The sequence below is a fragment of the Planctobacterium marinum genome, from assembly GCF_036322805.1.
Classification (GTDB): domain Bacteria; phylum Pseudomonadota; class Gammaproteobacteria; order Enterobacterales; family Alteromonadaceae; genus Planctobacterium; species Planctobacterium marinum_A.
The window spans coordinates 1,200,585-1,227,238 of sequence record NZ_AP027272.1; the positions used below are offsets into that span (position 1 = coordinate 1,200,585).

Genomic DNA, 26,654 nt, shown 5'->3' on the forward strand with positions numbered 1-26,654 from the left:
TCAATGATTCCGAATGTCTGAGTGTATTTCACCATCCACAAGCCTGATGACACGCTGACAATGATCGGCAATTTCCTGCTCATGGGTGATCAGGACTATGGTGTGGCCTTCGTTGTGCAACTGATCAAACAGGTTCATCACTTCTTGTGTAGTTTGGCTATCAAGGTTTCCCGTTGGCTCATCACCCAACAAAATATCCGGTTGGGTTACCAATGCTCTGGCTATCGCGACACGCTGGCGTTGACCACCGGACAGTTGGTTGGGGAGATGTTGGGTTTTGTCTTTCAGGCCCACTCGCTCCAGTGCTTCGGTGGCCATTGCCAAACGCTGTTTATGAGGAATAAAGCGGTATACTAGAGGTTGCATGACATTGGCTAACGCTGTGGCTCTGGGTAATAAATTAAAACTCTGGAAGATAAAACCCACGGATTTATTGCGTAATTGGGCTAATTCAGTCTCCGGCAATTGCTCTATTGCTTTATTGGCCAACAGATATTCACCAGAACAGGGTGTATCCAGACAGCCGAGTAGATTCATCAGCGTAGATTTACCGGAGCCCGAAGGCCCCACAATGGCCACATAGTCGTTTTTTTTGATATCGAGATTGATATCCTTAAGCGCATAGAAGGTTTCATCTCCACAAGGATAGCTTTTGACGATATTGCGCAGCTGAATGATATCTTTGCCCGTGTTAAACGTCGAAGTTGGTGAAAGTTTTTGCGCCAACATTAGCTTTTCTCCCTGATGGATATTTTACTGTCGCTTTGCAATTGCGACATAGTGCGAGTTGGGCCAACAACAATTTGCTCACCAGCAGCCAGTCCGGTGGCGATTGCTTGTTCTGTGTCGGAAGCCATCCCCAGAGCTACGTTTTTGCGCACTACGCTATTGTTTTCAACCACCCATACATAGGGTTTATTTTGTTCGTGTTGCACCGCAGCAATTGGAATATTGGTGGTTTGCTCACCAACGGCCGTGATTATCTCGGCGCGACAACTCATACCCGGAAATACCGGCAGTTCACTGCTTTCCAGTAATACTTTAACACTGAACGACAAGCCGGGATTTTGGCCATGATGTTTGGCACTGGTGCCGATTTGGGTAATTTTTCCAGTAAATGGTTGCTTAGGCCACGCTGCAGCGTAAATTTCAACTTGTTGACCCAAAGCAATCGTGGCGATATCCGCTTCATCTACTCGGATCTCAGCTAAGATGACACTGGGATCGGCAATAGTCATCAAGTCGGAGCCGACAATGTTAGTGGTGCCAGCAATGACGGTTTCCCCTTGTTTGATATCCAGGCTGGATACCAGGCCGCTCATCGGTGCAATAAAGCTGGTTTTGGCCAGCTGATCTTGTACGAATTTGAGAGTGGCATGAGCCTGTTCCAGATTGGCTTGCGCCGCTCTTACCTGAATGCGGGCAAGATTAACCTGGTTGAGTAAATCATCCACCACTTCTTGTTGTTGTAATCCTTGAGTTAACAGTCGGGATTGACGTTGCCACTGCTTCTCCAGGTTGCTCAAGGTTTCCTTGGCTGCTTCTATCGCAATTTGTCTGGCGGTCACTTCCGCTTGGGCTTTTTCAGTCTCTGCCTCAAATGCTTCCGGGTCCAACTGCAACAATAACTCCCCTTGTTGCACCATGTCGCCTTCTTCCACGTATAGAGTTTGTACTCTTCCAGAAACTTGTGGCCGGATATTTATTTGTTCATTAAAAATAAAATTGCCAGAAGCCAGCACGGTCTCTGCGAGAAAGCCTTCGGTGGCGGTCGACACTTCGACCTCAAAAGCCTGCTGACTGGCAGATAAATTCTTCCAGCTTATGAGTGCCACCATAGCAACCGCAAGACTGCTAAAGATTAAACCTTTTTTCATACTTGTACTCCGCTATCAGATGAAGATTGCCCAGATGGTGAAAATGGCAAGATACGGTGCGGCTGAAAGACATGTCGCTTTGAGCATGGACATATTGCACCACTGCATCAAACCTTTGGCTCCCAACAAAATGCTCCACAAGAAAAACACATTTGCGGCTTCGGCAATCTGGAACCATTTGTGCTTTACAGGCAGGTTGAGCAGCAGTTGATTAACGGACGTGTAGTTGGGCAGGTTTATGGATAAATCTCCGCCGCCAGCACTGACGAATAATGCAATAAAACCAATCAACTGCAATGCCATGGGCATCTGGGTCCAGACGCTAAAGGCAAACCAATCGCCATAAGTGGCTTGCTCATCCTGTCGACCGACTATTTTGAAATACAGCGCAAGTACGGCTAATAAAATCAGAAAAAATAAAACACTAAAAATCGCCCCTAAGGTGCCGGTGTGAGGTGCATTTTCCAGTAAAAACTGCTCAACTTGTGCCTCTTCCGCGGACGATTCAAAACTCATTTGCAGCAACTGTTGATCGACTATCCATTGGTCGCTCATACCAGAGTAAAACCAGAGGATGCTGCCAGCTGTGAGAGTTACCAGTAGTAGTAATGCCAGCCAGGTGATGCCTCTTTTTTGTTTCAATGTACTGAAAACATCCTTAGGGGCAGCATAAATATCCAACAGAGCCGCAGGTGCAGATAAGGTAGCCATGAGTTATTCTCCTTGTTTATTGTTGAAACTTAATGCACTGACGAAGGCGGAAATGAGTCCTGCCCATAACAACAGGGTGGTGGATTGTGAAGCCACCATCGCCGGATAAAGCGATTGCATCACCGACAAAAACAACCAATTTCCTGAAAATAGTAGTGTCAGCATCGGTGCCAGATAGTGCTTGGCGCCGGTCTCAAAACGTGGCTCGCTGTTTGTGTGTGTCAAATTCATAACGCTCTCCTTCAGTGCCGTACCAGATTGCAACAAGACGTATTTTTTGGGGGAAGAAAAGTGATGGACGGTAAATTCAGGTGATGACTGGTAGGAATTGATGAGGTTAAAAGTATTACTGTTAACCCTTTCACATTTACCTTTATTTGCGCTGCATTGTGGACGATAACCTTGCTATAAGGGTATTGCTGATTAAAAATGAAGGGTGCCGGGCACTGTTGCGCAGGAGTATGACTGTGAAAAAATCCATTTGGCTAAGTACACTGATGGTGTCGATATTGACCTCACCAGTATTATTAGCGACTGACGATGTCAACGGAGACGGCCAGGCCGACTTCACTCTGTGGCGTCCGTCAAATCTCACTTTTTACAGTAAATCTCCACAAGACAATCGTATCTTGACTCGCGCGGAATTGGGGCAAGGTGTGAGCGGCGTTCCTTTGACGGGAGACCTCAATGGCAATGGCTTAACCGACTTCGCTGTCTGGTATGAAGATACCGGGTTATGGCATATTCGTTACGACGACGACAGCCAAACTATAGTGCAGCTGGGGCAAACCGGCGACGTTCCATTTATTGCTGATCGCACCGGGGATGGCATTGATGAAGTCATCGTGCGTCGTCCTTCCGAAGGGCGTTGGTACTATCTCGCTTCTGAAACTGGCGAGTTGAAGCAAGTAGATTACGGCAGATTGGCCACAGATACACCACTTGTCGGCTACTTTGATACCGATGCGCGTGCTGATTTTGCTATCTGGCGGGATGGTACCTGGTACGTACGACAAACGTCCAGCAACACAACTGCGCGAACTTTTTTGGGGCGACAAGAGACTGATTTAAAGCTGCCCGCTGATTATGACGGCGATGGTCTGAGTGATATTGCGATTTGGCGTCCTGCCACAGGCACTTGGTATATCTATTATTCTTCTGGTAATTATCCAAATGGTGGCAATCGCTATGAGCGGGTTTTTGGCAAACAAAGTTCCGACATACCTGTTCCTGCAGATTACGATGGCGATGGTAAAGCTGATTTGGCTATTCGCCGACCTGCCACAGGAGAATTTATTTATCTCAGTAGCTTGGATGGCTCGGTTAACCGCTTTAACTTCGGTCGAGAGTCCACCGATATTCCCGCTTTGGCCCCTTGGTCAATTAAAGTGTTGATGCGTCAGCAAGGCAGTGGTTCAACTGATGACTCTGTGCAAACTGATGCGGCCGAGTATTATCAACAAAGCATCTCCGACAATATTGTACAAAGCCGATGTATTGCCTGTCATATATCCGGTGGAGCCGCTGACGGACAGGCGCGGTTGATATTTGAGCGCAATACGGAAAGTGATTATCTTGCCATCAATCAACAACGGATCGCTGACTTCCTGACATTAGATGGTGTTGATAGCGACTACTTTTTGGGTAAAGCCAGTGGTGGTTTGGGGCATATCGGTGGTACTCAGTTGCCTGCCGGGAGTGATGAATACCAAGCCTTTGAAACTTATCTTGGATTGTTAATATCGGAAACGGGATCTGGCGACGACGATGATAACGACAATGGTAGTGACGACGATGCCGGTTTTTGGGCCAATGCATCTATCTTATCTGCGGATTTGAGTTATCGCAGAGCATTGTTATTGCTCACCGGAAGGGTTCCAGATTTAAGCGAAATGGACAATCTGGCTGCTGCGGATGATGCTGCATTACGCGAAGCCATTCTAAACCAATTATCGGGCGATGGTTTTCATGAGTTTCTGGTAACCGCTGCCAACGACAAATTGTTAACCGATAAGTTTTTTGAGCGTGGCATGGAAGTGCTGGACGACAGCTATTTTCCGGAAATTGCAGCGCGTAATTATGAAGCCGGTTTAGAACAAACTCAGGAGGCAACAGATGCTTACTGGCGCTGGCGTCGTGGGGTGGAAATTGGCATTTTACGAGCTCCAGTGGAATTAATTGCGCATGTGGTGGAAAACGATTTGCCATTTACAGAAATTGTGACTGCGGATTATATGATGCTCAACCCCTTCACCAATGTGGCGTTACGCGGCGATGCTGAGGTGGTCGGAGATGACGCTTGGGAGTTTGCCCCCGGACAAATGACAGGGGCCATGATCCACGATGAAAGTTTCGATGGCGAGTGGACTCAATTTGGCTTGAATATCACCAGTGAAGGTAGCAATATCGATTGGCCACATGCGGGATTATTGAATGACCTGGCCTGGCTTAACCGCTATCCCTCTACCGCAACGAATCGCAATCGCGCTCGTTCTCGTTGGACTTACTATCACTTCCTGGATTTTGATATCGAAAAGTCAGCACAGCGCACACAAGATCCTGATGCTTTGGCTGACACTAACAATCCGACTTTGAATAATGCCAACTGTACCGTTTGCCACCAAACACTGGACCCGATTGCCGGGGCATATCAGGACTATGGCGATTGGGGTAACTACAAAGACCAATGGGGTGGTAAGGACTCGTTACCCTGGACTTATAAGTGGCCTGAAGATGACGACAGTTTATATCAGGAAGGCGATACCTGGTATCGCGATATGTTAGCCCCTGGTCTGGAAACTACTCCGGTGCCACAAGGACAGGACAGTATCCAATGGCTAGGACAGCAAATTGCCGCAGATGATCGTTTTGCTATCGCAATGGTGAAGTTTTTCTGGGAAGCTATTTTGGGCAGTGAACCCTTAACTGCACCGCAATCATTAGATGAAGCTGACTATTCTGCAAAAAACGAAGCTTTCACAGAGCAAAGTACTTTTATTCTGACACTAGCTGAACAGCTGAGAGAGCACGGTAGCTTGAGACAAACCATTGCCGACTTAACGGTTAGCCCCTGGTTCCGCGTGACCGGGCAGTCTGCCAATGCTGATGCTGCGCTGCAATACGCAGTGGCTGGCAGCGAGAGATTGTTGACGCCGGAAGAGTTGGAGCGCAAAACCCAATCCTTGACTAATTACCTGTGGAACCCTTGGTTGGACGGTTGGAATCATGGCATGTTGCGTACTGAGTGGAATTACAATTACAACATCATGTATGGCGGTATTGACTCCTTTGGCGTTACCAAACGCGCTCGTGACATGACGTCGATTATGGCCAAAGTGGCTACAGCCCATGCCGCAGAGGCGTCTTGTCCTACGGTTTTACTGGACATCAACCAAACACAAGGACAACGGCGATTGTTTAACGGCATCGAACGCAGCACGGTGCCGGGTATTCTCGTTGAGCGAGATGCCGAAGTCGATGGTTTAGGCTCTGAACATAGTGAGCCTTATGAACTCAGTTTTAGCGTTCAGGCTGGTACAAATAACATTATTTTGGCTTATACCAATGATACCTGGATTGGGGAGACGGGTTCCCACCAAGATTTGATCATGGATCACATCTCTATCTATGATGCTCAGAACAATGCGTTGCTATCAGTAACGGGGGCCGATTTAGATATCGTAACAGGTACACCTATGGATGGTATCTGTTCCAATACTACCTGGAATCACGCTGAAGACACTAATCGACCTACGGATCGAGTGTTTTGGGGCAATTGCTCGGTGACCTTGCCCGTAGAGTTCGAAGAGGCAGGCGATTATACCTTGGTGATGGAAGCTTATTATCAAGAATACAATAGTGATGGGGCACTGGAAGATGGTGATGACAGAGTCATCGGATTTGCCAATGTGGCAATGAGTGTTGGTGTGGTAGACCCCATAAACCAATCCAGTCCAACAGGAGATGTACTTAGAGATAAAATGGTGGAGTTGGTACAGCTTTTCTGGGGCCAGAAGTACCAGCCACAAGACACAGAAATTACCCGCTTGATGACGCTCTTTAGCGAAACCATGGAGGACAAGCGCAGTCGCACCGGCAGTGGTTTGATCTGGGAGTGGGATAATGGCACGAGCTGCAATTTTGATACTAGTGATTGGGACACGGAAGAGCAATGGGGCGGCAATATAGTCGGACAGGATCCCTTTGGCACCTTGGCAGGATGGCGAGCCGTTATGGTTTATCTGATGACTGACTATCAATATCTTCACGACTAGAGAGAGCCAACATGAACAGACGACACTTTTTTAAAACGCTTGGACTGACTTCGGTTGCAGCCTCTCTGCCGGCTAGTTTTAACCTGTTTGCGGCTCCAGCTGATTATACTGGTAAATTTCTCATCACCATACAAGCTGAAGGTGGTTGGGATGTCACCTCGTTTTGTGACCCGAAAATCAATACGAGTGACATCTTCATCAATAATTGGGCTAGTAATGGCGAGCCAGGCGAAGCTGGCAACTTGCACTATGCTGCTTTTGCCAACAATCAATGGTTTTTTGATAAGTATTATCAGGACATGTTGGTGATAAATGGTGTTGATGCCCAAACCAATAGCCATACCGCAGGTGTTGTGCATAACTGGAGTGGACGCTTGTCTGACGGCTTTCCGTCTTTAACGGCGCTGTTTGCAGCGCAATATGGTAGCAGTTTACCCGTTGCCTACATTAGTAACGGTGGTTATTCCGCCACAGGTGGACTAACCCGTTACACGCAACTGGATAATATTCAGGCGTTAAATAATGTTATTTACCCCAATAGAGCGCGCTGGGGAGATAATAATTATTTACACGATAATGATTGGGCTCGCATTGAAGCGCTGAAAAATCAACGCTTGGCTGAGCTTCAGCAAGCAGAGGAGCTGACAACTTTACAACAGCGCAGTCGAGATAATTTTGCCGCGGCTGTGGAAAATGGCAGTATATTGTCACAGTTCTCCGCCGCATTGGAAAACGTAGGAGACTTACAGGAGCCAGTGAATGATGGCAATTTTCTCTGGTCGTCGTTAAGTCGTCAGGCTCAGGTTGCTACCCTTGCAATGGGCTCTGGTGTATGTGTCTCTGCTGATTTGATCATGGGAGGCTACGACACTCACGAAAATCACGATGCACAGCACGATTGGCTGTTCACTGAGTTGGCCAGGAGTATTGATTTCCTCTGGACCTATGCAGAACAGCAGGGCATTGCCGATCGTCTGGTGGTTATGGTGGGCTCTGATTTCGGCCGAACACCTCACTACAACGATGGCGAGGGGAAAGATCATTGGCCTATCAGCAGCTATATTGTGATGGAAAAAGGGGCGGCTTATACCAATCGCACTGTGGGAATGACAGATGAAGGGCATAATGTCATACCTATCAATCCAACGAACTGGCAGTCTGATGAACAATCCGGCAGCATTATTCACCCTGCCCATGTGATGACAGAATTGCGGGAATATCTGGGCCTGGACGCTCTTGCCCTGCAAAACAATTTCTTGCTAAGCGCTGATACCAGATTCGGTTTTTTTGATAGTTAACTTGTGACGAATTATAGTTCGGCAAGTTCAGCATTGAGCTGAGCAACCCATTGGGCAATGCGCTCATCGGTTTGCGCATATTGATTTTCATCATCCAGCGACAAACCTACAAAGAACTCGCCGTCCTCAGTGACGGCTTTGGAAGCGGTAAACTCATAACCTTCATTAGGCCAATAACCAATAACAGTGCAATCTTGCTGAATCACTTCATCATGCAACATACCCAAGGCGTCCTGAAACCAGTCGGCGTATCCTAACTGATCACCTAGCCCGTAAAGCGCGACGGTTTTACCCTCGAGATTCACATCGGCTATGTCCTGCCATTGTGATTCCCAATCTTCTTGTATCTCCCCAAAATCCCAGGTGGAAATACCCAATATGAGCACATCGAACTCAGCCATTTTGGTGAGATTCGTATCTTTAATATTGAACAGCGGGATTTCTTTTAATTCTGATACTGCAGCGAATTCAGCAACAATTTTTTCTGCTGCCATCTCGGTATAACAGGTGGTTGAACCATAAAAAAGGGCTATTTTCATTGATGCTGTTCCATTGGAGTGCACGAGGGGGCGCAGTTTAATGAAATTCGCCGATGCTTTCCAGTTGTGTCAGACATTCACCTTATTGTTGGCACAGTGGCATAGCACTATATTTGGTCCAGCATGATCACATTGCCGTCAGGATCCCGCAACATGATATGGGAGGGGCCATCTCCTGACTCGGCCTCTTTGTCCAGCCTCACGCCTTTTGCTTTTAAATCATCCTGCAGCTGATGAACATCTTTGGGATTGAAGGTAAAGATGTTGCCATGAAACATATCCTGGAACAGACCAATCATGTTCTCGCCGTTTTGCATGATCAGCCACTTGGCTTCCACAGAACCACACCCAGGTACAGGTTCGAAGCCCAGTTTTTGATAAAAATCTCTAGATTGGTAAATATCTTCGACTGACAGGCTTAAGCAAAACTTTCCGAGTTCCATCTGTTGTGCTCTCTTCACAGGGGTTAAAAAACACTCACAGTCTAACAAGTCTGGCTGTTTTGTAAGCACTTTTTTGGAAAAAATTACGAATTTTTACGATTTTTAGTCGGGACTGTTCAACTGAGTTAAAATCAGCGAATATGTGAATTGCCTGCAAACTAATGGTAGCCAGTTATCTCAGACGTGCTTGATACCAAGTCCAGTAAACATTTGCACACTAAGCGCTTCCTCAGAGGCATTAGTTCGAGGCGTACGAATGAAAGAATACTGGTGGTCTTGTGAACTTCGCACAACAAAGACAAAAGTTTAGGGAAAACTTTTGAACAGCTTTAGCTGGCCTGCGAAGCAGGTGAGCCACATGGATGTAGCGAATAAATGCTTTTCATCTCCCACTGAGCTGGGTAAATGTTTACTGGAATTGGTATAAATGGTTAAAAAACACAGAACCCCAAAGCTAGATGAAAGCAATCTGCAATTGATAGAAGAGTTTTTGGATGGTATCTGGATAGAAAAAGGCTTGAGTCAAAATACCCTGGCGTCGTACCGTACTGATTTACTCAAAATGAGTGAGTTTCTGTATAAAGACAACGCGTCTTTTTCTTTGACTGATTTTGATCAGTATCAGGTGCATGAGTACCTGGGTCATCGCTATGATTGTGGCTTGTCAGAGCGCAGTACGGCTCGTTTTTTAAGTAGCTTACGGGCGTTTTTGAGCTGGTGTCAGGAAAATAACTTGCGGGAAGATGATCCCATCTCTTTGATCCAGAATCCGAAATTGCCCAAATCACTGCCTAAAGCGTTAACGGAAAAACAGGTAGAGGCGTTGTTGAGCGCACCGCAAACGGATGAAGACCCGGTGCAACTGCGCGATAAAGCAATGTTAGAGCTATTATATGCATCGGGGTTGCGAGTGACAGAACTCACCAGTTTACAGTTAAATCAGGTGAGTTTGCAGCAAGGGGTGATCAGAGTCATTGGTAAAGGCAATAAAGAACGCCTGGTTCCAATGGGGGAAGATGCCATAGATTGGATAGAGCGTTTTATGCATCAAGGACGTGGAATGTTGCTGAAAAATAATGTCGATGTGTTGTTTCCCAGCAGCCGAGGGGTACAAATGACGCGACAAACCTTTTGGCATCGTATTAAGTACTACGCCAAAAAAGCGGGAATAAAAGCAGAATTATCACCGCACACATTGCGTCATGCCTTTGCCACTCATTTGCTAAATCACGGTGCAGACTTGCGTGTCGTGCAAATGCTATTGGGCCACAGTGATCTTTCTACCACCCAAATCTATACACATATCGCAACAGAAAGGTTACAAAAGTTGGTGGCGCAACATCATCCAAGGGGCTGAAATTTACCTTGATATGTTCTAGACTGGGCGCAGCAAAAAAACTCAATGCAATTTATTTGCAGATCTGGGGTCTATATCAACATTGGTTGTTTATTCCTCAGAATAAGGTGGACAAAGTAGTATATGAAAAATTGGATTAAAGTGATTGGATTGACTTGCCTTTTGGCTGGTGGGTTGGTTAATGCTGAGCAAGAACCTGAAACGCTTGCCAAGCAAAAGATTGAGTCGATGTTGCGTATGTCAGTGAGCAGTGTCGCGGATTCTCCAGTAGATGGCGTTTTGCAGGTGATGACGGAGCGCGGCTTATTTTATGTCAGCAGTGATGGCAAATACTTGTTGCACGGTCGTATCTACAATATGGATGACGGTATGCGCAACGAAACCGAAGAAGCATTGGTGGGCGTGCGCAAAGAAGGGATCGCTAAGTTCAATGATGACGTTATTGAATTTAAAGCTAAAGATGAAAAGTATGCGATAACGATTTTCACCGATATCACTTGTGGTTATTGCCGCAAATTGCATAATCAAATAGAAGAATACAATGCCATGGGCATTACCGTGCGTTACCTGGCGTTTCCACGCGGAGGCTTAGGTAGTAAGTCGCATGATGACTTGGTATCTATTTGGTGCGCAACGGATCCTCAAGCAGCGATGACTAATGCTAAAGCAGGCGGCACAGTGAGCGCCAAAGAATGTGAAACCAGTGTCGCTGAACAGTTCGCTTTTGCTCAGCAAGTGGGCATCTCTGCAACACCTTCGATTATTATGGCAGACGGCACGCTTGAACCAGGCTACCGTCCGCCAGAGCAGTTGCTGCAGTTGCTGGCCTCACTGTAGATTTTCCAGTATTTGTTATCAAGGCCAGTTCGCTGGCCTTTTTTGATCACTATTAGCGAATATTTTCCTCGATGTTAAAAATTACCCGGCGCACAGCGCCATCAGAGTTACCTGAATTGAGCCACTGGCCTGAAACCATGACGCGACTTTTTGCCGCGCGGGGTATTACTTGCGATAACGATTTACAGTATCAAGCTTCCGGCTTACTGCATTATCAACAGCTTTCTGGTATGCAAAAAGCTGTTGAACTATTGCAGCAGGTATTGGCAAGCCAGGACAAGATAATCATTGTAGGTGATTTTGATGCTGACGGTGCCACAAGTACCGCTGTATTGCTTTTGGGCTTGCGCCAATTCGGTTTTCTCAATATTGATTTTCTGGTACCTAATCGCTTTGATTTTGGTTATGGGCTCAGTCCTGAAATCGTTGATGTTGCTGCTGCCGAAGGGGCAAAAATACTGATCACAGTCGATAATGGTATTTCCAGTATTCAAGGTGTGGAACGTGCCAACTCTCTGCAAATACCTGTGATCATTACTGATCATCACTTACCGGGAAAGCAATTGCCCGATGCTGCCGCCATCATTAATCCCAATTTGCAAGATTGTGAGTTTCCGTCAAAAAATCTGGCGGGTGTCGGCGTAGCGTTTTATCTGCTGGTGGCCTTGCGTGCCCATTTTGAGCAACAGGGTTTGTTTCAGCAGCGGCAATTGAGCAAACCTAATTTAGGCGTCTTACTGGATTTGGTGGCATTGGGAACTGTCGCCGACGTTGTGCCGTTGGATAATAATAACCGTATTTTGGTGCACCAGGGCATTCAGCGTATCCGATCCGGGAAATGCCGGCCCGGTATTAGTGCGCTATTGGAACTGGCCAGGCGCCAGCAAAGTGATATCGTTGCCAGCGATCTGGCATTTGCCGTTGGACCCAGACTCAATGCCGCAGGTCGATTAGATGATATGACGGTGGGAATTCAGTGTTTATTAGCTGACAATGCCGGCGAGGCGCGTAGCTTTGCTTTTCAGTTAGATCAGCTTAATCAAGAGAGACGCAGCATTGAATCTGAAATGCAGCAAGAAGCACAACAAATCCTCTCTGAAATGCAACTGGCAGGTGAACAATTACCTGATGGCTTAGCCTTATATGAACCCCATTGGCACCAGGGAATTGTGGGTATTCTGGCCGGCAGGATTAAAGATAAGCATTTCAGGCCTGTGGTGGCATTTGCCCAGCAGGATGAGAATACTCTCAAGGGATCCGGGCGTTCCATTCCCGGTTTACATTTTCGAGACTTGTTGGAGGAGATCAATAACCGCTATCCGGGCCTTATCATCAAGTTTGGTGGCCACGCCGCCGCTGCTGGTTTGTCTATCAATACTGAAGATTTCCAGCAGTTTCGCACCGTATTTGCCAGTTTGTGTAGTGAGTGGTTATCACCAGAAGCGTTAAGTGGAGAATTACTAACGGACGGGGAATTGACGCGACAAGAGTTCAGCCTTGACTTCGCCAGAATGTTGCGTTCGGCAGGGCCTTGGGGGCAAGGCTTCCCGGAGCCGGTTTTTGACGGGGTTTTTAGTTTGATATCACAACGCATCGTGGGCGAGAAGCACCTGAAAATGCAGGTGAAGAGTTCAGATGGCTGTTTGCTGGATGCCATCGCCTTTAACGTTGACCTGAGCCAGTGGCCAAATCACAGTTGTGATAACATACAGCTGGTTTACAAGCTGGATGTTAATGAATTTCGCGGACAACAATCAGTGCAGTTATTGGTAGATGCACTGACTTCTTATTGAATAAGCCATATCGAGAAAAATATGAAACTAGTCAAATTGGTATTACTTTTTAGCGTCTTTATTTCCACATCAGTCTTTGCTGCAGAGGGCCTCATTGCAATAAAAAGCCAACACTCAGTGACTCAGACACTTGATAACCTCAGCGAAGGGCTTACAGCCAAAGGCATGACAGTGTTTAGCCGGATTGATCATCAGGCAGGGGCGTCAAAGGTTGGCAAGCAACTGCGTGCTACCTCATTGCTCATTTTTGGCAACCCCAACGTGGGGACGCCATTGATGCAATGTCAGCAGAGCATTGCAATGGATTTACCACAAAAAATGTTGGCCTGGCAAGATGAGCAAGGACAGGTTTGGTTGGGTTATAATGACCCACTGTATTTGGCACAGCGCCATGATATTGATATGGACAGTCCTTGTTATGCGGTGCTGGAGAAGGTGAGTGTGGTACTGGAAAATTTCGCACAAGCGGCCAGTCAATAAAATATTAATGAGCGGCTAACAAAGAGGCATTATTGTGGAAAAGCAAACCAAAAAACTGCTTGAGCAACACACCGCTTTGACCCATTCTGAGAATCGCATGGTCACTTCCCATGTACAAAGGGCACAAGATGATTGGGTGCTGCATACCTTGATGATTGAAGGCGTTGAAGTGCCGTTTAAGTATCGCCGCAAAAAGCACTACAAGAACTTGAAAGGGGCGCGTGTCAACCTGACTTACTATCCCGATACGGAAGAAGTTGCGGGCATGGAATTCGAGTACATGCGGGTTGTGCGATTACGCACAAGTTGATAGCGAAGAACGCGTAAATGGCTGAATACCTGGTAGAGCAGTTTTTATTGCACGCAACCCCCTATAAAGAAACCAGTGCTCTTGTCACTGGTTTTAGCCGTGAATTGGGAAAAGTGCGTTATGTGGCAAAAGGGGTTTATAGCAAAAGCAATAAATACAAAGGTTTAACCCAGCCCTTTACGCTTTTTTCCTGTCGCTTGCGGGGCAATGGAGAGTTAAAATCCAGCTTTGCTACAGAGGCCTTGGCAAGAGCCGTTCCCTTGCAGGGCAATGCGCTTTATTGCGCTATGTATTGCAATGAGGTACTGGTGCGAGTATTGCCGCCAGAAGAGCCAAATGAAAACTTGTTTTCATTTTATCAGGAGACATTACAGCGCCTGTCACAACAGGAAAACCCTGAACCTATCCTGAGAGAGTTCGAGCTTTTTTTATTGCAGGAAATGGGCGCAGCTTATGATTTTGCTAGTGATGCGTCATCAGCTGAACCTGTGATGACGGAATACGTATACGATTATGTGCCTGAATACGGCTTTACAAGAGCGGGTAGTAGCAGACGGCAGCAGCAGTTTTATGGTGCGGATTTGTTGGCGATAGGCCAGCAGCACTGGACGCCTGATAGTTTGAAAGCGGCAAAACGCTTTACTCGTCTAGCATTGAGTCCGTTTCTTGGCAATAAACCGTTAAAGAGCCGAGAGTTATTTCAAAAACCCTTGTAAAATAGTGTGCAAGAAGGAAGAACGAGACCAACATGAATGATATTTATTTAGGGGTGAACATTGATCACATCGCAACCTTGCGCAACGCACGAGGCACGCATTACCCGGATCCTGTTCACGCTGCTGATATCGCAGAGCGAGCGGGTGCCGATGGCATAACAGTGCACCTCAGAGAAGATCGACGCCACATCAACGATCGCGATGTGCGTTTGTTAAAAGAAACCATCAATACCCGCTTAAACCTGGAAATGGCTGTGACTGATGAAATGGTGAATATCGCCAAAGAGGTTAATCCAGTGTTTTGTTGTTTGGTGCCTGAAAAACGCGAAGAGTTGACCACCGAAGGTGGACTGGACGTGCTTGGCAGTCTTGATCGAGTCAGCGATGCCACTGCAAAATTAATGGCGCAGGGGATTATCGTATCTTTGTTTATTGATGCTGACAAAGCGCAGATTGATGCCGCCAAAGCCACGGGCGCAGAATATATTGAAATTCACACTGGTCAATACGCCGAAGCTCAATCAGAGCACGAACAACAAGTTGAGCTGCAAAAACTTAAAGTGGGCATTGAATACGCTGATTCCATTGGCCTCAAAGTCAATGCGGGCCATGGACTGCATTATCACAACGTTAAGCCCGTTGCCGCCATTCCACAGTTGATCGAATTGAATATTGGCCATGCCATTATTGCCAGAGCCGCTTTTGATGGCTTAGCCAAAGCGGTAACCGACATGCGCAATCTAATGCAAGAGGCGAGACGCTAGTCGTCAGCAGTTTATGGTTCAGGTTTTTCGCCCGAAAAAGGGCCCGTCCAGGAAACGCCCGGTTAACGGTAAAGGTGCGCTGCGCAACACAGGCAAACAACATCGGGTAACGATTGATCACCTGGATCACGAAGCCAAAGGCGTGGTACCCGGCGCTCCCGTCATGTTTGTTTCCGGGGCTTTGCCCGGAGAGTCTTGCCGGGTTGAGGAAAGCAGTCATCAGAAAAATGTTATCAAAGCAAATGTGCTGGAAATAGAGCTGGCTTCACCCCATAGAATCCTGCCATTTTGTCCTCATTTTGACGCCTGTGGCGGATGTCAAACACAATACGCAGAACCTGAATATTTACTCTCAGAAAAGCAAAATGCCGTTGCCAAATTGCTGGCTAAATTGACCGGCTTAAGCACCAGCGATTTACCCTGGAGCACACCATTAATAGGCAACAGTCGCGGTTATCGACGCAAGGTTAGATTGGCTGTTGACGCCCGCAACCCCGAGGGAATAAAACTGGGCTTTCGCGGGGAAGGCAATAACATAATAAGTGTCTCTGAGTGTCGGGTGCTCGAGCCTGAACTGCAAAATCTGTTGCAGCCACTGCACCAGATGTTATCTCGTTTAAAGTCGGTAAAACACCTTGGACATGTCATTCTGTTTTCAGGTGTATTGGAGTCAGCGCAAGACACCTCTGGAGCGGGTTATAAGCCACAGAGCTATGTCACCCTGAGAATGACCAGAGCGCCAGGTTCGTCTGACAAGCAATTGCTGGAGCGGTTTCAAATTGCTCAAGATTGTTTGCTGATTATCGATTATGGCCAGAAACGTTATGAATGGCTAAGTGGTGAGCCAGCGCTTATGGCCTATGCACTGCAAAGTGGTTTGGCTGGTGTGGCAGAGCACGATATTGTCTTGGGAATCACGCCAGACGATTTTGTCCAGGTCAACCCACAACTGAATCAAGCCATGGTACAGCAAGCGCTGGGTTGGTTGGCACTTACTGCGCAAGATCAGGTGCTGGACTTGTTCTGTGGAGTGGGAAACTTCACTTTGCCGATGGCGCAACAGTGCCATCGCGTTATTGGCTTTGAAGGTGTACCCGAAATGGTGCAAATGGCGCAAAACAATGCACAACGGAATAACATTCACAATGTTGAATTTGTATCAGGCGATCTATCTGCGGCGGATACCTTGAAGACCGTATCTCAGTTAAAATGTAACAAGGTGGTTCTGGATCCCGCGCGAGCAGGTGCTTTCGAGGCGATAGATACGCTTATTTCTAAGACTCCCGAAGCAATCTTGTATATCTCCTGCAATCCTGCCACTTTCGGCAGAGATATTGCAAAATTACTATCCGCAAACTATCAATTAACAAAATTGTCTTTAATTGATATGTTTCCACAAACTGCCCATACAGAAATTATGGGCTTATTTGTTCCCGCCAGAAAATAAAGGAGTAAGTTAACTCATGGTTTCAGTCAGAACTGTCCATAGCGATATCCGCCCCGGGTTTGAGGAGTGGTTGGACAACCTCAAAGTCTCTGACAAAACCAAAGAAAAGCTGGCCACAATTCTTGAGCAACCTGAAATCCTGTTAATCGGCCAGGAAATGGTAGAAATGCTGCAAGAGCTGCAGATGGATGACGAAACCATGTTGGCGTCTTTCGTTTATACCTATTGCCAGATTAGAGAGTTATCTGATGAAGCCATTGCAGAGCAGTTCTCGCCTGAGATTCAAGCTCTGGTGCAGGGCGTGCGCCGCATGAGTGCCATTCGAACTTTGCATTCCAGCCAATACATCAAAGCCGATGAAGGTCAGATTGACAATATTCGCCGCATGCTGTTATCCATGGTACAAGATGTGCGGGCGGTCGTTATCAAACTGGCAGAGCGCATTATAAAGCTACGGCAAGTTAAAGATGCCGACGAAGAAACCCGAGTCATGACCGCTCGCGAGTGCGCCAGTATTTATGCACCATTGGCCAACCGGTTGGGCATTGGTCAGTTGAAGTGGGAACTGGAAGACCTTTCTTTTCGTTATTTGCACCCAGAATCCTACAAACAGATTGCCAAAATGTTGCGGGAAAAACGCACCGAACGGCTCAATTACGTTGAACACTTTGTCGAGGCGATGCAGCAGCGACTGGATGAGCAAGGCATTAAGGCAAAAGTTTACGGACGTCCAAAGCATATTTTCAGTATCTGGAAAAAGATGCAGAAGAAAGGTCTGACTTTCGAGCAGCTTTTCGATATCCGCGCGACGCGCATTATTGCCGATTCCTTGCAGGATTGTTATACGGTATTAGGTGCCGTACATGCCAGCTGGCAGCATATTCCTCGTGAATTTGATGATTATATCGCGACACCTAAGCCCAATGGTTATCAGTCTATTCACACCGTGATTCTGGGGCCAGAAGGCAAAACCATCGAAGTGCAAATTCGCACTCAGAAAATGCACGATGACGCAGAATTGGGGGTGGCAGCCCACTGGAAATACAAAGAAGGAAAAAGCGGCAGTAACGATAGCTTTGAAGATAAAATCAATTGGTTGCGCAAAATTCTCGCCTGGCAAGATGATATGTCAGAGTCGGGGGACATCGTGGAAGAGCTGCGCAGTCAGGTATTCGACGACCGGGTGTATGTCTTTACGCCTAAAGGCGACATTATTGATTTGCCCAGAGGCAGTACGCCACTGGACTTTGCTTACTATGTCCATACTAATGTTGGGCATCGCTGCATTGGCGCGAAAATAGCCGGGCGTATTGTGCCGCTCACTTATCAGTTGCAGACAGGCGACCAGGTGGAGATCCTCACTGGTAAGCATGCCAATCCCAGTCGAGACTGGATGAACTCCAGTATGGGCTATGTATTGTCCAGTCGAGCTCGCGCCAAAATTGCTACCTGGTTCAAAAAACAGGACAAGGATAAGAACCTTCAGGCAGGCAAAGACATGCTGTTGAATGAAATCCTGAAAGCTCGCCTGGATAAAGACTTGTTGAACGATGTCCACGACCGATTTAACGTGCAATCGCTTGAAGACTTGTACGTCGCAGTTGGCGGTGGTGATGTCGGTGTTATGCAGGTTATTAACCATCTGCAGCAAAAAGTTCAGCCGAAGCCAGACATCGATCCTCGGGTGAAAACCAAAGCGACTAAGTCTAAAGCTGGCGCGGGCGATCAAATCGTAGTGGAAGGCGTAGGGAATTTGATGTCGGTGCTTGCCGGTTGTTGTCAGCCATTACCCGGCGATCCCGTCTACGGCTATATCACTCTGGGGCGAGGAGTCAGTGTTCACAAACAAGACTGTGAGCAATTAAAGAGCATGTTAACGCAAAACCCAGAGCGAGGTATTGAAGTCAATTGGTCTTCAGAGGTCAAAGGGGCATTTAAAACCAAAGTGGAGATTTTCTGTTACGACCGGGATGGTATTTTACGAGAAATAACCACTGTGCTGGGTAATGAGAAAGTGTCGCTTTTAGGGGTGCACAGTGAGAGTAACGAGCAAGAGCAAACCGCTAATATTGGTTTGACATTGGAGGTTAAAGATCTGAACTCACTGGCTCGACTCATTACCAAACTGGAAAAAGTGCGTAACGTACTGGAAGTAAAGCGTACCGAGCATTGAGGTGAATAGCCTGATTGCGTTCATCGTTTTGACACACATTGATGGTGCAATAAGCGAAGGTTAATATGCGGCAGGTGTTGATGTCTTACAGGCAGTTATTTATTGCTAAAGCGCTGTGGCTCATGGCGCTGAGTAGCTTACTCTGGTGTGTCATTGTTTATTTTGTCTTCCCGCCGATCGCATGGGTAGATGTTGATGTACTGGATGTTATCGGCGAAGCTAGTACCGTGATAATGGCCGGTATCTTTTCCTCATTTATCGCCGCGTCCAATATGAATGAAAGCACCAAGGTTCGCCTGGTTGCTGCGATGTTGTGTATGTTTATTGGCGGCAGTGCAGATTTTATCGATGAGTTTTTCGTAGTACGTCACTGGCCGGCTCTGTTGGAGAATAGCTTTAAGACCGCGGCTGCTCTGTTCACCTTGTGGGGAATGCTGAGTTTATCTCGGGAAGCAAAAAGCTCCGAGCGTCGTGCTGATCACTTTCGTAAAGTTTCAGATCACTTGAGCCTGCTCACTCAAATAGGCCAAAAAATAACACGAACTCAGAAACTGAATGACATTATGGAAGTGGTTCATAGCAATATTAGCGAGTTGGCCAGCTTTGATTGTTTTCGCGCTATGATTGTCGAAGGTGACAAGCTGGTACCCAAATTAAGCCGTCAACCCGCAGGAAGCTTGAGTCTCAGTGACGAGGCTTTAAAAGTCTTTGAGATGATGGAGCAATGGGTTACCAAAAACCAAACGTCTTTGTATTTGTTTGATTTGTTACGCTGTTCAGAGCACTACCTCGATAATGAAGAGCAACAAGCGCTATTGCATCTGATGGCGAATAATCCGCAATTACAGCACGGCAGTGTATTTGTGGTGCCAATTCAAATTGATGGCAAACTCATTGGTATGTTGACGCTGTTTATGGCCCGTAAGCAGGCGCTGGATAGTGAGCAATGTCACAATATCGAATCTATTGCAGCATACTCTGCTGTGGCCATTCACAATGCTCTGCGCAGTGAAGCGCTGGATAGTAAAATGGCTAAAGGGAAGCTGTGACATAGCGTATTCCGCCAAGGAGCCTGATAATGAGCGCTCAAAGACACAATCCGGAAATAATCCAGTTCGCACAATCCGCTGAATTCATCTAGCTTTAAAAGAGAAACTGAAAAAGTGATTAAATAGATGAAAACAATCGCTTTTGCGATAGCCTTCGGTGTTTTGATAATACCCTGCCAGGCTGAGGATACCCTCAATGAGCTGGCAGATTTTTCATTTGAAGAGTTGCTCAACGTTAATGTGGCCACCGCGGGCAAGTTTGTGCAAAGCCGTGAGCAATCCCCTGCGGTTATATCAATTTTAAGTAAAGAAGATATTGCCAGTTACGGGGCACAAAATTTACTGGAGGTATTGCAACGATTACCCAGCGTGCAAATGATGGGCTCCTTCTTTTACCCGCAAAATCTGGCAGTTATTCGCGGCACTCAATTGACCCATTCAAACAATGAAGTATTAATACTTATCAATGGTCGCCCCTTGAGAGATAGTTTTACCGGCGGTCAGAATTTTGCAATTTTTTCCGCTTTTCCCGTCTCAAGTATTCAGCAAATAGAAATGATCAGAGGGCCTGGTTCAGTACTCTATGGCAGCAATGCTTTTTTGGGGGTGATCAACATCATTACTCATACTGATAGTGTCCAACAGCTGCACCTGGCTATTGGCGAAGATGGTAAAGCCAATGCCGAGTTAAACTGGGGGGAGAGCCTCGAAAACGGTTATTGGAATGTCGCCGGAAAACTTTATTCAGAGTCGGGATGGCGCCATAGTGCCATTGACAATCGAGGTCAATCAGGAGCCTTTGATGCTGGAGAGAAAAACGCCAGCTTAGTGTTATCCGGTAAGCAGGGACAGTTTACCTGGTCCGGTGCGATTATGCGCAGTGAACAAGACTTCTGGGGGGCCGTTTCGGTCTGGTCTGGTGATCCTCCACAAACACAGCGTCAGGTTACCTCACAGCGCACTACACTGGATATCGGTTACCAGTTGACCCTGTCACAAGAGCAATATATTGATACCAACCTCAGTTATTCGGGGTCTGACTTTAGTCATTACAATTATGATGCGTTGTCTGATAATTGGTTGGCGGAGGTCACCTGGCATCACACTGATATCTGGGAAGGCCATTTATTAGTGGGGGGGGACGGTATGGCATCAGGAGGTGGATACACAAGACGGTATGCGCGCGGCGCCTATACCCGGTTTTTCTCGCAATTGGGAAAATGCCTATCTGCAGTTTCAGACGGAAGACCTCGAGCGTCTTAATGGCTTTATCGGTATCCAATATAACAAGGTACCAGATGTAAAAGGTAAATGGGTGTTCCGTGGAGGACTAAACTGGACCATAGATGCACAAAGCGGCATCAAGCTGTTGTGGGGGGAAGCTTTCCGGGCCGCTTATTCTGTAGAGACTAATTTTGACTTAGTTGTTTGCTGCGATGCCGATGGTAACAATCGAGGTGGACTGAGAGGTAATCCGGGCTTGGAGCCCGAGGAAATCGAAACCTTAGAGGTTCAGTATTACAGCAACAACGAACAAACTCATTGGGCGTTGACTGGGTTTCGCAGCGAGTTGACTAATTTAATTGGTCGCACTCGTGCAGCAGATAGAGTTCTGGATTTTATTAATACCGGTAGCCTTGACTCTTGGGGGCTGGAGTGGGAAATGAAGCATTTCTTTAGTGCTGACCTGCAATTGGATGCAGCCTTTACATGGCAGAAAAATGAGGCCCATGGTAAGGATGATTACACGCTGATGCCCGACTGGTTACTTAAAATAGGTATGTCGAAGACCTTTGCCTCAGGTAGTCAGATTTCTGCGTTCCTAAACGCCCAAGATGCCTTTCATTCCAACACTATCCGCAGTCCAAACGCACAACCGGTCAATCCCGAAGCAGATAGTCGCTTTGAATTGACGTTACATTATCGTCACCCACTGAATTGGTTGAGTGATGCACAGAGTGTTCTGAGTATCTATGTTACTAATGCACTTGATGATGAGCTTTATCAACCCGACATTGCGGGGGGCAGTATTAACACGCATCCAGCAGGTGCCGGGAGGCAGGCTAATATCGGGCTATCTGTGATTTTTTAACCAGGGCTGGATTTTCTCCCCCTAACTCGCCACTATTACTAGCTTGTTCACCTTTTAAAGTGTCTTTTATGTCTATTAATAACCAAGAATTTCCCGGAGTAGCCCGAATATTGTGGGTAATGGAACAGCTGCGGCATCCGGTCTCGGGGTGTCCATGGGACAAAGAGCAAACCTTCGACAGTATTGTGCCTTTTACTATTGAAGAGGCTTATGAAGTCGCCGATGCCATTGCAGAAGGTAACATGGCAGACATCAAAGACGAATTGGGCGATTTATTATTCCAGGTGGTGTTTTATGCGCAGTTGGGACAAGAGCAGGCGGCGTTTAACTTTGACCAAATCGCGGAGCATGTTGCTGAAAAGCTGATAAGACGCCACCCTCATGTATTTTCCGATAGCCAGATTAAAACGGAAGAAGAACTCAATGCTAATTGGGAAGCCATTAAGCAACGGGAGCGGCAAGAGCAAGGTAAAGTGGAAGATGGCAGTATTCTTGCTAATATCCCCAAAGGGATGGTACCGATGAAAAGAGCCATCAAGCTACAAAAGCGCTGTGCCAAAGTGGGATTTGATTGGCATGACAAACAGCAAGTGGCGGATAAAATACAAGAAGAGATTGCAGAGGTAATAGAGGCTTGCGAGCAACAGGACAGCGAAGCGCTATCAGAAGAAGTTGGCGATCTGCTATTTGCTACCTTGAATCTGGCGAGGCATTGTAATGTCGACCCGGAGCACGCGCTATTAAAAGCCAATCGCAAGTTTGAACGGCGCTTCCGCCAGGTAGAAGAACTGGCGACTGCCCAGCAAGAACAGGGACTGCAAGCCATGTCATTGCAAGAGCTAGAACTATTATGGCAGCAGGTCAAAGTAACTGAAAAACAGGATAATCCCTGATGAGTGAATTGATGCTTTCGGGAGGGTGTTTCTGCGGTAAGGTGACTTTTAACGTACATGGCACACCCAATGCCAGCTATTTTTGTCATTGTCAGCAGTGTCGCAAACTGACAGGATCGGCACATGCCAGCAATATGCAGATCAAGCCAGATGCCGTAGATTTTACCCAAGGTAAGGATTGGATAAATGAATTCTCCTGCCCCACAGGCAGAGCCTTTAGTAATGCTTTTTGCCGTAACTGTGGCTCTGGACTACCCTTCATGGGCAAGTCAGGTGAATGGATGTATGTGCCTATTGGTAGCCTTGACAATCCACCCGTTGATTTAATTGACTACAATATTTTCTGGGATGACAAAGCCAATTGGTACGAGGCTGGTATTAAAGCTAAACGTTGTTCACAGTTTCCATCCGAGGAGTAATGGTTTTGAGGGTAATTGGCATATTGGGGGGCATGAGTTGGCAAAGTACGCAAGGCTATTATCAACTGATAAATCAGGGCGTTGCGGATAGGTTAGGGGGCCTGCATTCTGCTGAAATTCTCATCCGCAGTGTTGATTTTGCGCCCATTGCGCAAATGCAAAAACAAGAGCAATGGGGACAGATGGCGGATTTATTGTGTTCTCATGCTAAGTCCCTGGAAAAGGCCGGAGCCGATTGTGTTCTAATTGGCACCAATACCATGCATCTGGTTGCAGATGAAGTTGCCGCAGCAATTAGCATCCCGTTGTTACATATCGCAGATGCCACTGCAAAAGCCATACAAAGCGCAAACCTTAACAAAGTCGCTTTGCTGGGCACGGTATTCACCATGCAAAAAGACTTTTATAAGGGACGTATCAAGGAGTTGTTTGGTATTGATGTTATTGTGCCTCATGCAGCCGAACAAGCCCTGATTAATAAGATTATTTATGATGAGCTGTGTCTTGGCAGGATTAATCCTGGCTCAGAAGAAACTTACCTCAAGGTTATCAGAGAATTAGAGGCTCAAGGCGCTCAAGCGGTAATTTTAGGGTGTACAGAGATCGGACTGCTGGTAAAACAGAAAAACTGCAGTTTACCGCTGTTTGACACCACACAAATACACGCAACATCTGCAATTGAATTTGCTTTGACATGACGCACGTTTCCGGTTTACTCAGAAAACCTCGAAAAGATGAGGCCGCCCGCTTAACGGAACTGGCACTAGCATCAAAGCAATATTGGGGATATTCCGATGACTTCATCGCTGATTGTCGCGCAGAGTTGAGGGTCACACCTGATAAGTTATTGGCGGCGCAATATCGATTTAAATTACTTGAATCAGCGGGAGATATCGCGGGGTTTTATTGTCTGGAACAGCACACCGACAGGCATTTTGAAGTGGAAGCACTGTTTGTCGCACCTGAGTATGTCGGTTGTGGAGTGGGAAGGTTGTTATGGCGGGATTTAGTGGCGATTGCTCAGCAGTCCGGTGCAAAGATGCTATCTATTGCTTCTGATCCAAACGCCGAGAACTTTTATTTAAAAATGGGCGCAAAACGCGTCTCACTCATTCCTTCTAAGAGTATTGTCGGGCGAACATTACCGCTTTTGGAATTCAGGCTCTAAGCTCAAATACCTATTGGTATTGCCTCTCTTACTTAGGTATTGGAGCAGATAATTTCGCTTTTTTCTGAATTATGTTCGCTTTTTTCTGCTTTTTTACTGGCCATGTCCTTGTCAATATAACAACCTGATAAATGTTTTGAGAGGGCCTCGAACATGCCAAACGACAATAGTGAAAAATTAGGAGCTGCCGTAATGAGCCTGATTGCTGCTTGCGTTTGGGGCTATGCGGTACTCAATATCTAACCTGCGAGCTGCACGAGAGTCTATCTGAAATGGTTTTTCTAACGCTGCCGTTTATGATGAAGCGGCAGAAATTTGTTCATTTACCCACGCAATGGCTTCGTCTGTGGAGTTGAAAAACTGGTGGGGCTCACCAGCTTGGCCATAAATGGTCTTCAGGTGCTGTTTCGCCATTGCTGGCACGTCACAATGAACAGTGACCAACCCAGTGGCTACACGACCAAGCAGTTTTTCTTGTTTAACGATATCCACCAGTTTTTCGGCGGCTTCGGGCACGTGCACAGGCTGCCCGTAAAAATCTCCCACCATACCCCAAGGCTTGTTATAAAGGGGCGTAGTTAAAGCAATAAATTCGTCTGCGGCGGCATTCATGGACTCCAAATTCCAAGGCCCAGTGCCTTTAAACACGATGATACGACCCACAAGTTGCGCTTCAAATTTTCCGTGCTGTTTAAATCCTGCCATAAGATCGCTTCTATGATTCCATATAAAAGAAGAGTTTAAGACCCTTTATCACCTTTGAAAATAGTATATTAGTCGTACCTTTTTACAAAATTAATTGTGCGGAAAAATTGTGATTTACCTCCCTGAACGGGTAAGGTGACAAAATAGTATTAAAACGACGCTTAAACGGACTAGCGATGGCAAACTATCACCTTGCTCAACTGAACACAGCCACAGCATTAGCTTCATTGGATTCTCCAGTAATGCAGGAGTTTGTGGATAACCTCGAAAGAATCAACTCCCTTGGCGAGTCCTTTCCAGGCTTTATCTGGCGTATGAAAGATGACACTGGTAATGCAACCGGCATTCCGGTTTATAACGATCCTGATATTATTGCCAATTTAACCGTTTGGCGGGATCCTGAAAGTTTAAAGTCGTTTCTTTTCAAAACTGAACATGCTCATTTTTTGAAACGCAAAAAAGAGTGGTTCAAAGCAGTGAAGGAGGCCACCTATGTTCTTTGGTGGATACCCCAAGGACACATACCCACGCTGTCTGAAGCGAAAGACAAGTTAGCTTATCTCAGAACATACGGCGACACTGCAAGCGCATTTTCATTTAAGAAGCTGTTAACGCCTACACAGGCTATGGAGGCACAATGAGCGCTGAAGCGGCTCAGTATTCGCAATGTGAAGAACAAATCAACATCTGGTCTCATTTTATTGGTTTGCTTTTAGCCTGTGCCGGTTTGGTGATGCTGGTGCTCAAAAGCTATTCGCTGAGTTACGTTGCTCTAATCTCGGCGGTTATTTTTGGCTTTAGCATGGTACTTTTGTTTTTGGCTTCAACTCTGTATCACCGTGCCACCAATCCTGGCGTAAGAGCGAGATTAAGAGTACTGGATCACTGTGCTATCTTTGTGTTTATTGCCGGCACTTATACCCCTTTTACACTTTTAATATTGCCCGCTGCAACAGGTTGGTGGATTTTCGGTATTAGCTGGGCTTTGGCAACGATTGGCATTACCCTCAAATTATTTTTTACCGGCCGCTTCAAGTTACTCTCTACGGGAGTATATTTGTTCATGGGCTGGCTTATTGTTTTCGTGGGTAAAACCTTACTTGAAAACCTGTCCTCGCAAGGATTTGTATGGCTTGCTGCGGGTGGGGTGGTGTATACAGTTGGTGCGCTATTGTATTCCTTTAAACGTCTTGCCTATACCCATGCCGCGTTCCATATTATGGTGATGATTGGTGGGGGCTGTCACTATTACGCCATTTACCAGCACGTTTTGTGAGGACATTGTCCGCCTAAAGGCGAACCTACAAAA

Annotated in this window: 27 protein-coding genes; 20 read left to right on the forward strand and 7 right to left on the reverse strand. The window is 46.6% G+C overall.

Going from position 1 to position 26,654, the window contains the following annotated elements; translation table 11 throughout:
- The 4 genes from AABA75_RS05290 to AABA75_RS05305 are packed head-to-tail and all read right to left on the reverse strand — an operon-like array spanning position 1 to position 2,819.
- Complete coding sequence (locus tag AABA75_RS05290; RefSeq protein WP_338291496.1) at positions 1–729, reverse strand: ABC transporter ATP-binding protein; 729 nt, start codon at positions 727–729, stop codon at positions 1–3.
- Positions 729–1,877, reverse strand: coding sequence for an efflux RND transporter periplasmic adaptor subunit (locus tag AABA75_RS05295; RefSeq protein WP_338291497.1), 1,149 nt, complete (start codon positions 1,875–1,877; stop codon positions 729–731). Before AABA75_RS05295 ends, AABA75_RS05290 begins: the two co-directional genes overlap by 1 nt.
- Positions 1,878–1,892: 15 nt before the next feature.
- Positions 1,893–2,588 carry a YIP1 family protein gene (locus tag AABA75_RS05300; RefSeq protein ID WP_338291498.1) on the reverse strand — a complete coding sequence of 232 codons (696 nt, stop codon included), beginning with the start codon at positions 2,586–2,588 and terminating at the stop codon, positions 1,893–1,895.
- 3 nt (positions 2,589–2,591) lie between these two features.
- A complete protein-coding gene (locus AABA75_RS05305) occupies positions 2,592–2,819 on the reverse strand; it encodes a hypothetical protein (RefSeq protein ID WP_338291499.1) in 228 nt (75 codons plus the stop codon).
- A 236-nt stretch (positions 2,820–3,055) separates the two neighbouring features.
- On the opposite strand from AABA75_RS05305, the gene AABA75_RS05310 reads away from it, so the two are divergent.
- Together AABA75_RS05310 and AABA75_RS05315 are read left to right on the forward strand one after the other, a co-directional pair.
- The gene (locus AABA75_RS05310) at positions 3,056–6,862 is read left to right on the forward strand and encodes an FG-GAP repeat domain-containing protein (protein ID WP_338291500.1); all 3,807 of its coding nucleotides are present in this window, start codon (positions 3,056–3,058) and stop codon (positions 6,860–6,862) included.
- Positions 6,863–6,873: 11 nt separating this feature from the next.
- Positions 6,874–8,160, forward strand: coding sequence for a DUF1501 domain-containing protein (locus AABA75_RS05315; protein WP_338291501.1), 1,287 nt, complete (start codon positions 6,874–6,876; stop codon positions 8,158–8,160).
- An 11-nt stretch (positions 8,161–8,171) separates the two neighbouring features.
- Here the strand turns inward: AABA75_RS05315 and fldB are convergent, their stop codons facing one another.
- Positions 8,172–8,699 (reverse strand): flavodoxin FldB, encoded by a 528-nt coding sequence (gene fldB / locus AABA75_RS05320; protein WP_338291502.1) that lies wholly within the window; start codon positions 8,697–8,699, stop codon positions 8,172–8,174.
- Positions 8,700–8,806: 107 nt separating this feature from the next.
- Positions 8,807–9,142, reverse strand: a complete 336-nt coding sequence (locus tag AABA75_RS05325; RefSeq protein ID WP_338291503.1) for a VOC family protein — start codon at positions 9,140–9,142, stop codon at positions 8,807–8,809.
- 427 nt (positions 9,143–9,569) lie between these two features.
- Here AABA75_RS05325 and xerD point away from each other — a divergent pair, with 427 nt between their 5' ends.
- The 16 genes from xerD to AABA75_RS05405 all read left to right on the forward strand — a co-directional run bounded on the left by xerD (position 9,570) and on the right by AABA75_RS05405 (position 24,640).
- Positions 9,570–10,499, forward strand: a complete 930-nt coding sequence (gene xerD / locus AABA75_RS05330; protein ID WP_338291505.1) for a site-specific tyrosine recombinase XerD — start codon at positions 9,570–9,572, stop codon at positions 10,497–10,499.
- A gap of 123 nt (positions 10,500–10,622) precedes the next feature.
- Positions 10,623–11,336 (forward strand): bifunctional protein-disulfide isomerase/oxidoreductase DsbC, encoded by a 714-nt coding sequence (gene dsbC, locus AABA75_RS05335; protein WP_338291506.1) that lies wholly within the window; start codon positions 10,623–10,625, stop codon positions 11,334–11,336.
- A gap of 71 nt (positions 11,337–11,407) precedes the next feature.
- Positions 11,408–13,129 (forward strand): single-stranded-DNA-specific exonuclease RecJ, encoded by a 1,722-nt coding sequence (recJ, locus tag AABA75_RS05340; RefSeq protein ID WP_338291507.1) that lies wholly within the window; start codon positions 11,408–11,410, stop codon positions 13,127–13,129.
- Positions 13,130–13,150: 21 nt separating this feature from the next.
- On the forward strand, positions 13,151–13,609 hold the full coding sequence (locus AABA75_RS05345) for a DUF302 domain-containing protein (RefSeq protein ID WP_338291508.1): 459 nt from the start codon (positions 13,151–13,153) through the stop codon (positions 13,607–13,609).
- A 34-nt stretch (positions 13,610–13,643) separates the two neighbouring features.
- On the forward strand, positions 13,644–13,919 hold the full coding sequence (locus AABA75_RS05350; protein ID WP_338291509.1) for a hypothetical protein: 276 nt from the start codon (positions 13,644–13,646) through the stop codon (positions 13,917–13,919).
- 17 nt (positions 13,920–13,936) lie between these two features.
- Positions 13,937–14,635, forward strand: coding sequence for a DNA repair protein RecO (gene recO / locus AABA75_RS05355; protein ID WP_338291510.1), 699 nt, complete (start codon positions 13,937–13,939; stop codon positions 14,633–14,635).
- A 32-nt stretch (positions 14,636–14,667) separates the two neighbouring features.
- The gene (pdxJ, locus tag AABA75_RS05360) at positions 14,668–15,399 is read left to right on the forward strand and encodes a pyridoxine 5'-phosphate synthase (RefSeq protein WP_338291511.1); all 732 of its coding nucleotides are present in this window, start codon (positions 14,668–14,670) and stop codon (positions 15,397–15,399) included.
- A gap of 13 nt (positions 15,400–15,412) precedes the next feature.
- Positions 15,413–16,846, forward strand: coding sequence for a 23S rRNA (uracil(1939)-C(5))-methyltransferase RlmD (rlmD, locus tag AABA75_RS05365; RefSeq protein ID WP_338291512.1), 1,434 nt, complete (start codon positions 15,413–15,415; stop codon positions 16,844–16,846).
- Between the two features lie 16 nt (positions 16,847–16,862).
- Entirely contained in the window at positions 16,863–19,019 is a 2,157-nt protein-coding gene (gene relA, locus AABA75_RS05370) for a GTP diphosphokinase (protein WP_338291513.1), read from the forward strand.
- Positions 19,020–19,099: 80 nt separating this feature from the next.
- The gene (locus AABA75_RS05375) at positions 19,100–20,068 is read left to right on the forward strand and encodes a hypothetical protein (protein ID WP_338291514.1); all 969 of its coding nucleotides are present in this window, start codon (positions 19,100–19,102) and stop codon (positions 20,066–20,068) included.
- A gap of 126 nt (positions 20,069–20,194) precedes the next feature.
- Positions 20,195–21,331 (forward strand): TonB-dependent receptor plug domain-containing protein, encoded by a 1,137-nt coding sequence (locus AABA75_RS05380; RefSeq protein WP_338291515.1) that lies wholly within the window; start codon positions 20,195–20,197, stop codon positions 21,329–21,331.
- Positions 21,246–22,160, forward strand: coding sequence for a TonB-dependent receptor (locus AABA75_RS05385; protein WP_338291516.1), 915 nt, complete (start codon positions 21,246–21,248; stop codon positions 22,158–22,160). Before AABA75_RS05380 ends, AABA75_RS05385 begins: the two co-directional genes overlap by 86 nt.
- Before the next feature lie 68 nt (positions 22,161–22,228).
- On the forward strand, positions 22,229–23,053 hold the full coding sequence (mazG, locus tag AABA75_RS05390; RefSeq protein ID WP_338291517.1) for a nucleoside triphosphate pyrophosphohydrolase: 825 nt from the start codon (positions 22,229–22,231) through the stop codon (positions 23,051–23,053).
- Positions 23,053–23,472 carry a GFA family protein gene (locus AABA75_RS05395; RefSeq protein WP_338291518.1) on the forward strand — a complete coding sequence of 140 codons (420 nt, stop codon included), beginning with the start codon at positions 23,053–23,055 and terminating at the stop codon, positions 23,470–23,472. Before mazG ends, AABA75_RS05395 begins: the two co-directional genes overlap by 1 nt.
- Before the next feature lie 5 nt (positions 23,473–23,477).
- Positions 23,478–24,170 (forward strand): aspartate/glutamate racemase family protein, encoded by a 693-nt coding sequence (locus tag AABA75_RS05400; RefSeq protein ID WP_338291519.1) that lies wholly within the window; start codon positions 23,478–23,480, stop codon positions 24,168–24,170.
- The gene (locus tag AABA75_RS05405) at positions 24,167–24,640 is read left to right on the forward strand and encodes a GNAT family N-acetyltransferase (RefSeq protein WP_338291520.1); all 474 of its coding nucleotides are present in this window, start codon (positions 24,167–24,169) and stop codon (positions 24,638–24,640) included. Before AABA75_RS05400 ends, AABA75_RS05405 begins: the two co-directional genes overlap by 4 nt.
- 294 nt (positions 24,641–24,934) lie before the next feature.
- On the opposite strand, the gene AABA75_RS05410 is transcribed toward AABA75_RS05405, so the two are convergent.
- Positions 24,935–25,345 carry a hypothetical protein gene (locus tag AABA75_RS05410; protein WP_338291521.1) on the reverse strand — a complete coding sequence of 137 codons (411 nt, stop codon included), beginning with the start codon at positions 25,343–25,345 and terminating at the stop codon, positions 24,935–24,937.
- A gap of 176 nt (positions 25,346–25,521) precedes the next feature.
- Between AABA75_RS05410 and AABA75_RS05415 the strand changes: the two genes are divergently transcribed.
- Both AABA75_RS05415 and trhA read left to right on the forward strand, forming a co-directional pair.
- Positions 25,522–25,986, forward strand: coding sequence for a DUF3291 domain-containing protein (locus AABA75_RS05415; protein ID WP_338291522.1), 465 nt, complete (start codon positions 25,522–25,524; stop codon positions 25,984–25,986).
- Positions 25,983–26,621, forward strand: a complete 639-nt coding sequence (trhA, locus tag AABA75_RS05420; RefSeq protein WP_338291523.1) for a PAQR family membrane homeostasis protein TrhA — start codon at positions 25,983–25,985, stop codon at positions 26,619–26,621. The genes AABA75_RS05415 and trhA overlap by 4 nt, the downstream gene beginning before the upstream one ends.
- Positions 26,622–26,654: the final 33 nt, after the last annotated feature.

What these genes read in the sequence shown, in the direction of transcription:
- dsbC (WP_338291506.1), top strand. Translation starts at nt 10,623, where the DNA reads ATGAAAAATTGGATTAAAGTGATTGGATTGACTTGCCTTTTGGCTGGT.
- AABA75_RS05405 (WP_338291520.1), top strand. Translation starts at nt 24,167, where the DNA reads ATGACGCACGTTTCCGGTTTACTCAGAAAACCTCGAAAAGATGAGGCC.
- recJ (WP_338291507.1), top strand. Translation starts at nt 11,408, where the DNA reads ATGTTAAAAATTACCCGGCGCACAGCGCCATCAGAGTTACCTGAATTG.
- rlmD (WP_338291512.1), top strand. Translation starts at nt 15,413, where the DNA reads ATGGTTCAGGTTTTTCGCCCGAAAAAGGGCCCGTCCAGGAAACGCCCG.
- fldB (WP_338291502.1), bottom strand. Translation starts at nt 8,699, where the DNA reads ATGAAAATAGCCCTTTTTTATGGTTCAACCACCTGTTATACCGAGATG.
- AABA75_RS05410 (WP_338291521.1), bottom strand. Translation starts at nt 25,345, where the DNA reads ATGGCAGGATTTAAACAGCACGGAAAATTTGAAGCGCAACTTGTGGGT.
- AABA75_RS05295 (WP_338291497.1), bottom strand. Translation starts at nt 1,877, where the DNA reads ATGAAAAAAGGTTTAATCTTTAGCAGTCTTGCGGTTGCTATGGTGGCA.
- AABA75_RS05290 (WP_338291496.1), bottom strand. Translation starts at nt 729, where the DNA reads ATGTTGGCGCAAAAACTTTCACCAACTTCGACGTTTAACACGGGCAAA.
- trhA (WP_338291523.1), top strand. Translation starts at nt 25,983, where the DNA reads ATGAGCGCTGAAGCGGCTCAGTATTCGCAATGTGAAGAACAAATCAAC.
- AABA75_RS05300 (WP_338291498.1), bottom strand. Translation starts at nt 2,588, where the DNA reads ATGGCTACCTTATCTGCACCTGCGGCTCTGTTGGATATTTATGCTGCC.
- recO (WP_338291510.1), top strand. Translation starts at nt 13,937, where the DNA reads ATGGCTGAATACCTGGTAGAGCAGTTTTTATTGCACGCAACCCCCTAT.
- AABA75_RS05385 (WP_338291516.1), top strand. Translation starts at nt 21,246, where the DNA reads ATGCGCGCGGCGCCTATACCCGGTTTTTCTCGCAATTGGGAAAATGCC.
- xerD (WP_338291505.1), top strand. Translation starts at nt 9,570, where the DNA reads ATGGTTAAAAAACACAGAACCCCAAAGCTAGATGAAAGCAATCTGCAA.
- relA (WP_338291513.1), top strand. Translation starts at nt 16,863, where the DNA reads ATGGTTTCAGTCAGAACTGTCCATAGCGATATCCGCCCCGGGTTTGAG.
- AABA75_RS05345 (WP_338291508.1), top strand. Translation starts at nt 13,151, where the DNA reads ATGAAACTAGTCAAATTGGTATTACTTTTTAGCGTCTTTATTTCCACA.
- pdxJ (WP_338291511.1), top strand. Translation starts at nt 14,668, where the DNA reads ATGAATGATATTTATTTAGGGGTGAACATTGATCACATCGCAACCTTG.
- AABA75_RS05315 (WP_338291501.1), top strand. Translation starts at nt 6,874, where the DNA reads ATGAACAGACGACACTTTTTTAAAACGCTTGGACTGACTTCGGTTGCA.
- AABA75_RS05375 (WP_338291514.1), top strand. Translation starts at nt 19,100, where the DNA reads ATGTCTTACAGGCAGTTATTTATTGCTAAAGCGCTGTGGCTCATGGCG.
- mazG (WP_338291517.1), top strand. Translation starts at nt 22,229, where the DNA reads ATGTCTATTAATAACCAAGAATTTCCCGGAGTAGCCCGAATATTGTGG.
- AABA75_RS05325 (WP_338291503.1), bottom strand. Translation starts at nt 9,142, where the DNA reads ATGGAACTCGGAAAGTTTTGCTTAAGCCTGTCAGTCGAAGATATTTAC.
- AABA75_RS05380 (WP_338291515.1), top strand. Translation starts at nt 20,195, where the DNA reads ATGAAAACAATCGCTTTTGCGATAGCCTTCGGTGTTTTGATAATACCC.
- AABA75_RS05305 (WP_338291499.1), bottom strand. Translation starts at nt 2,819, where the DNA reads ATGAATTTGACACACACAAACAGCGAGCCACGTTTTGAGACCGGCGCC.
- AABA75_RS05415 (WP_338291522.1), top strand. Translation starts at nt 25,522, where the DNA reads ATGGCAAACTATCACCTTGCTCAACTGAACACAGCCACAGCATTAGCT.
- AABA75_RS05395 (WP_338291518.1), top strand. Translation starts at nt 23,053, where the DNA reads ATGAGTGAATTGATGCTTTCGGGAGGGTGTTTCTGCGGTAAGGTGACT.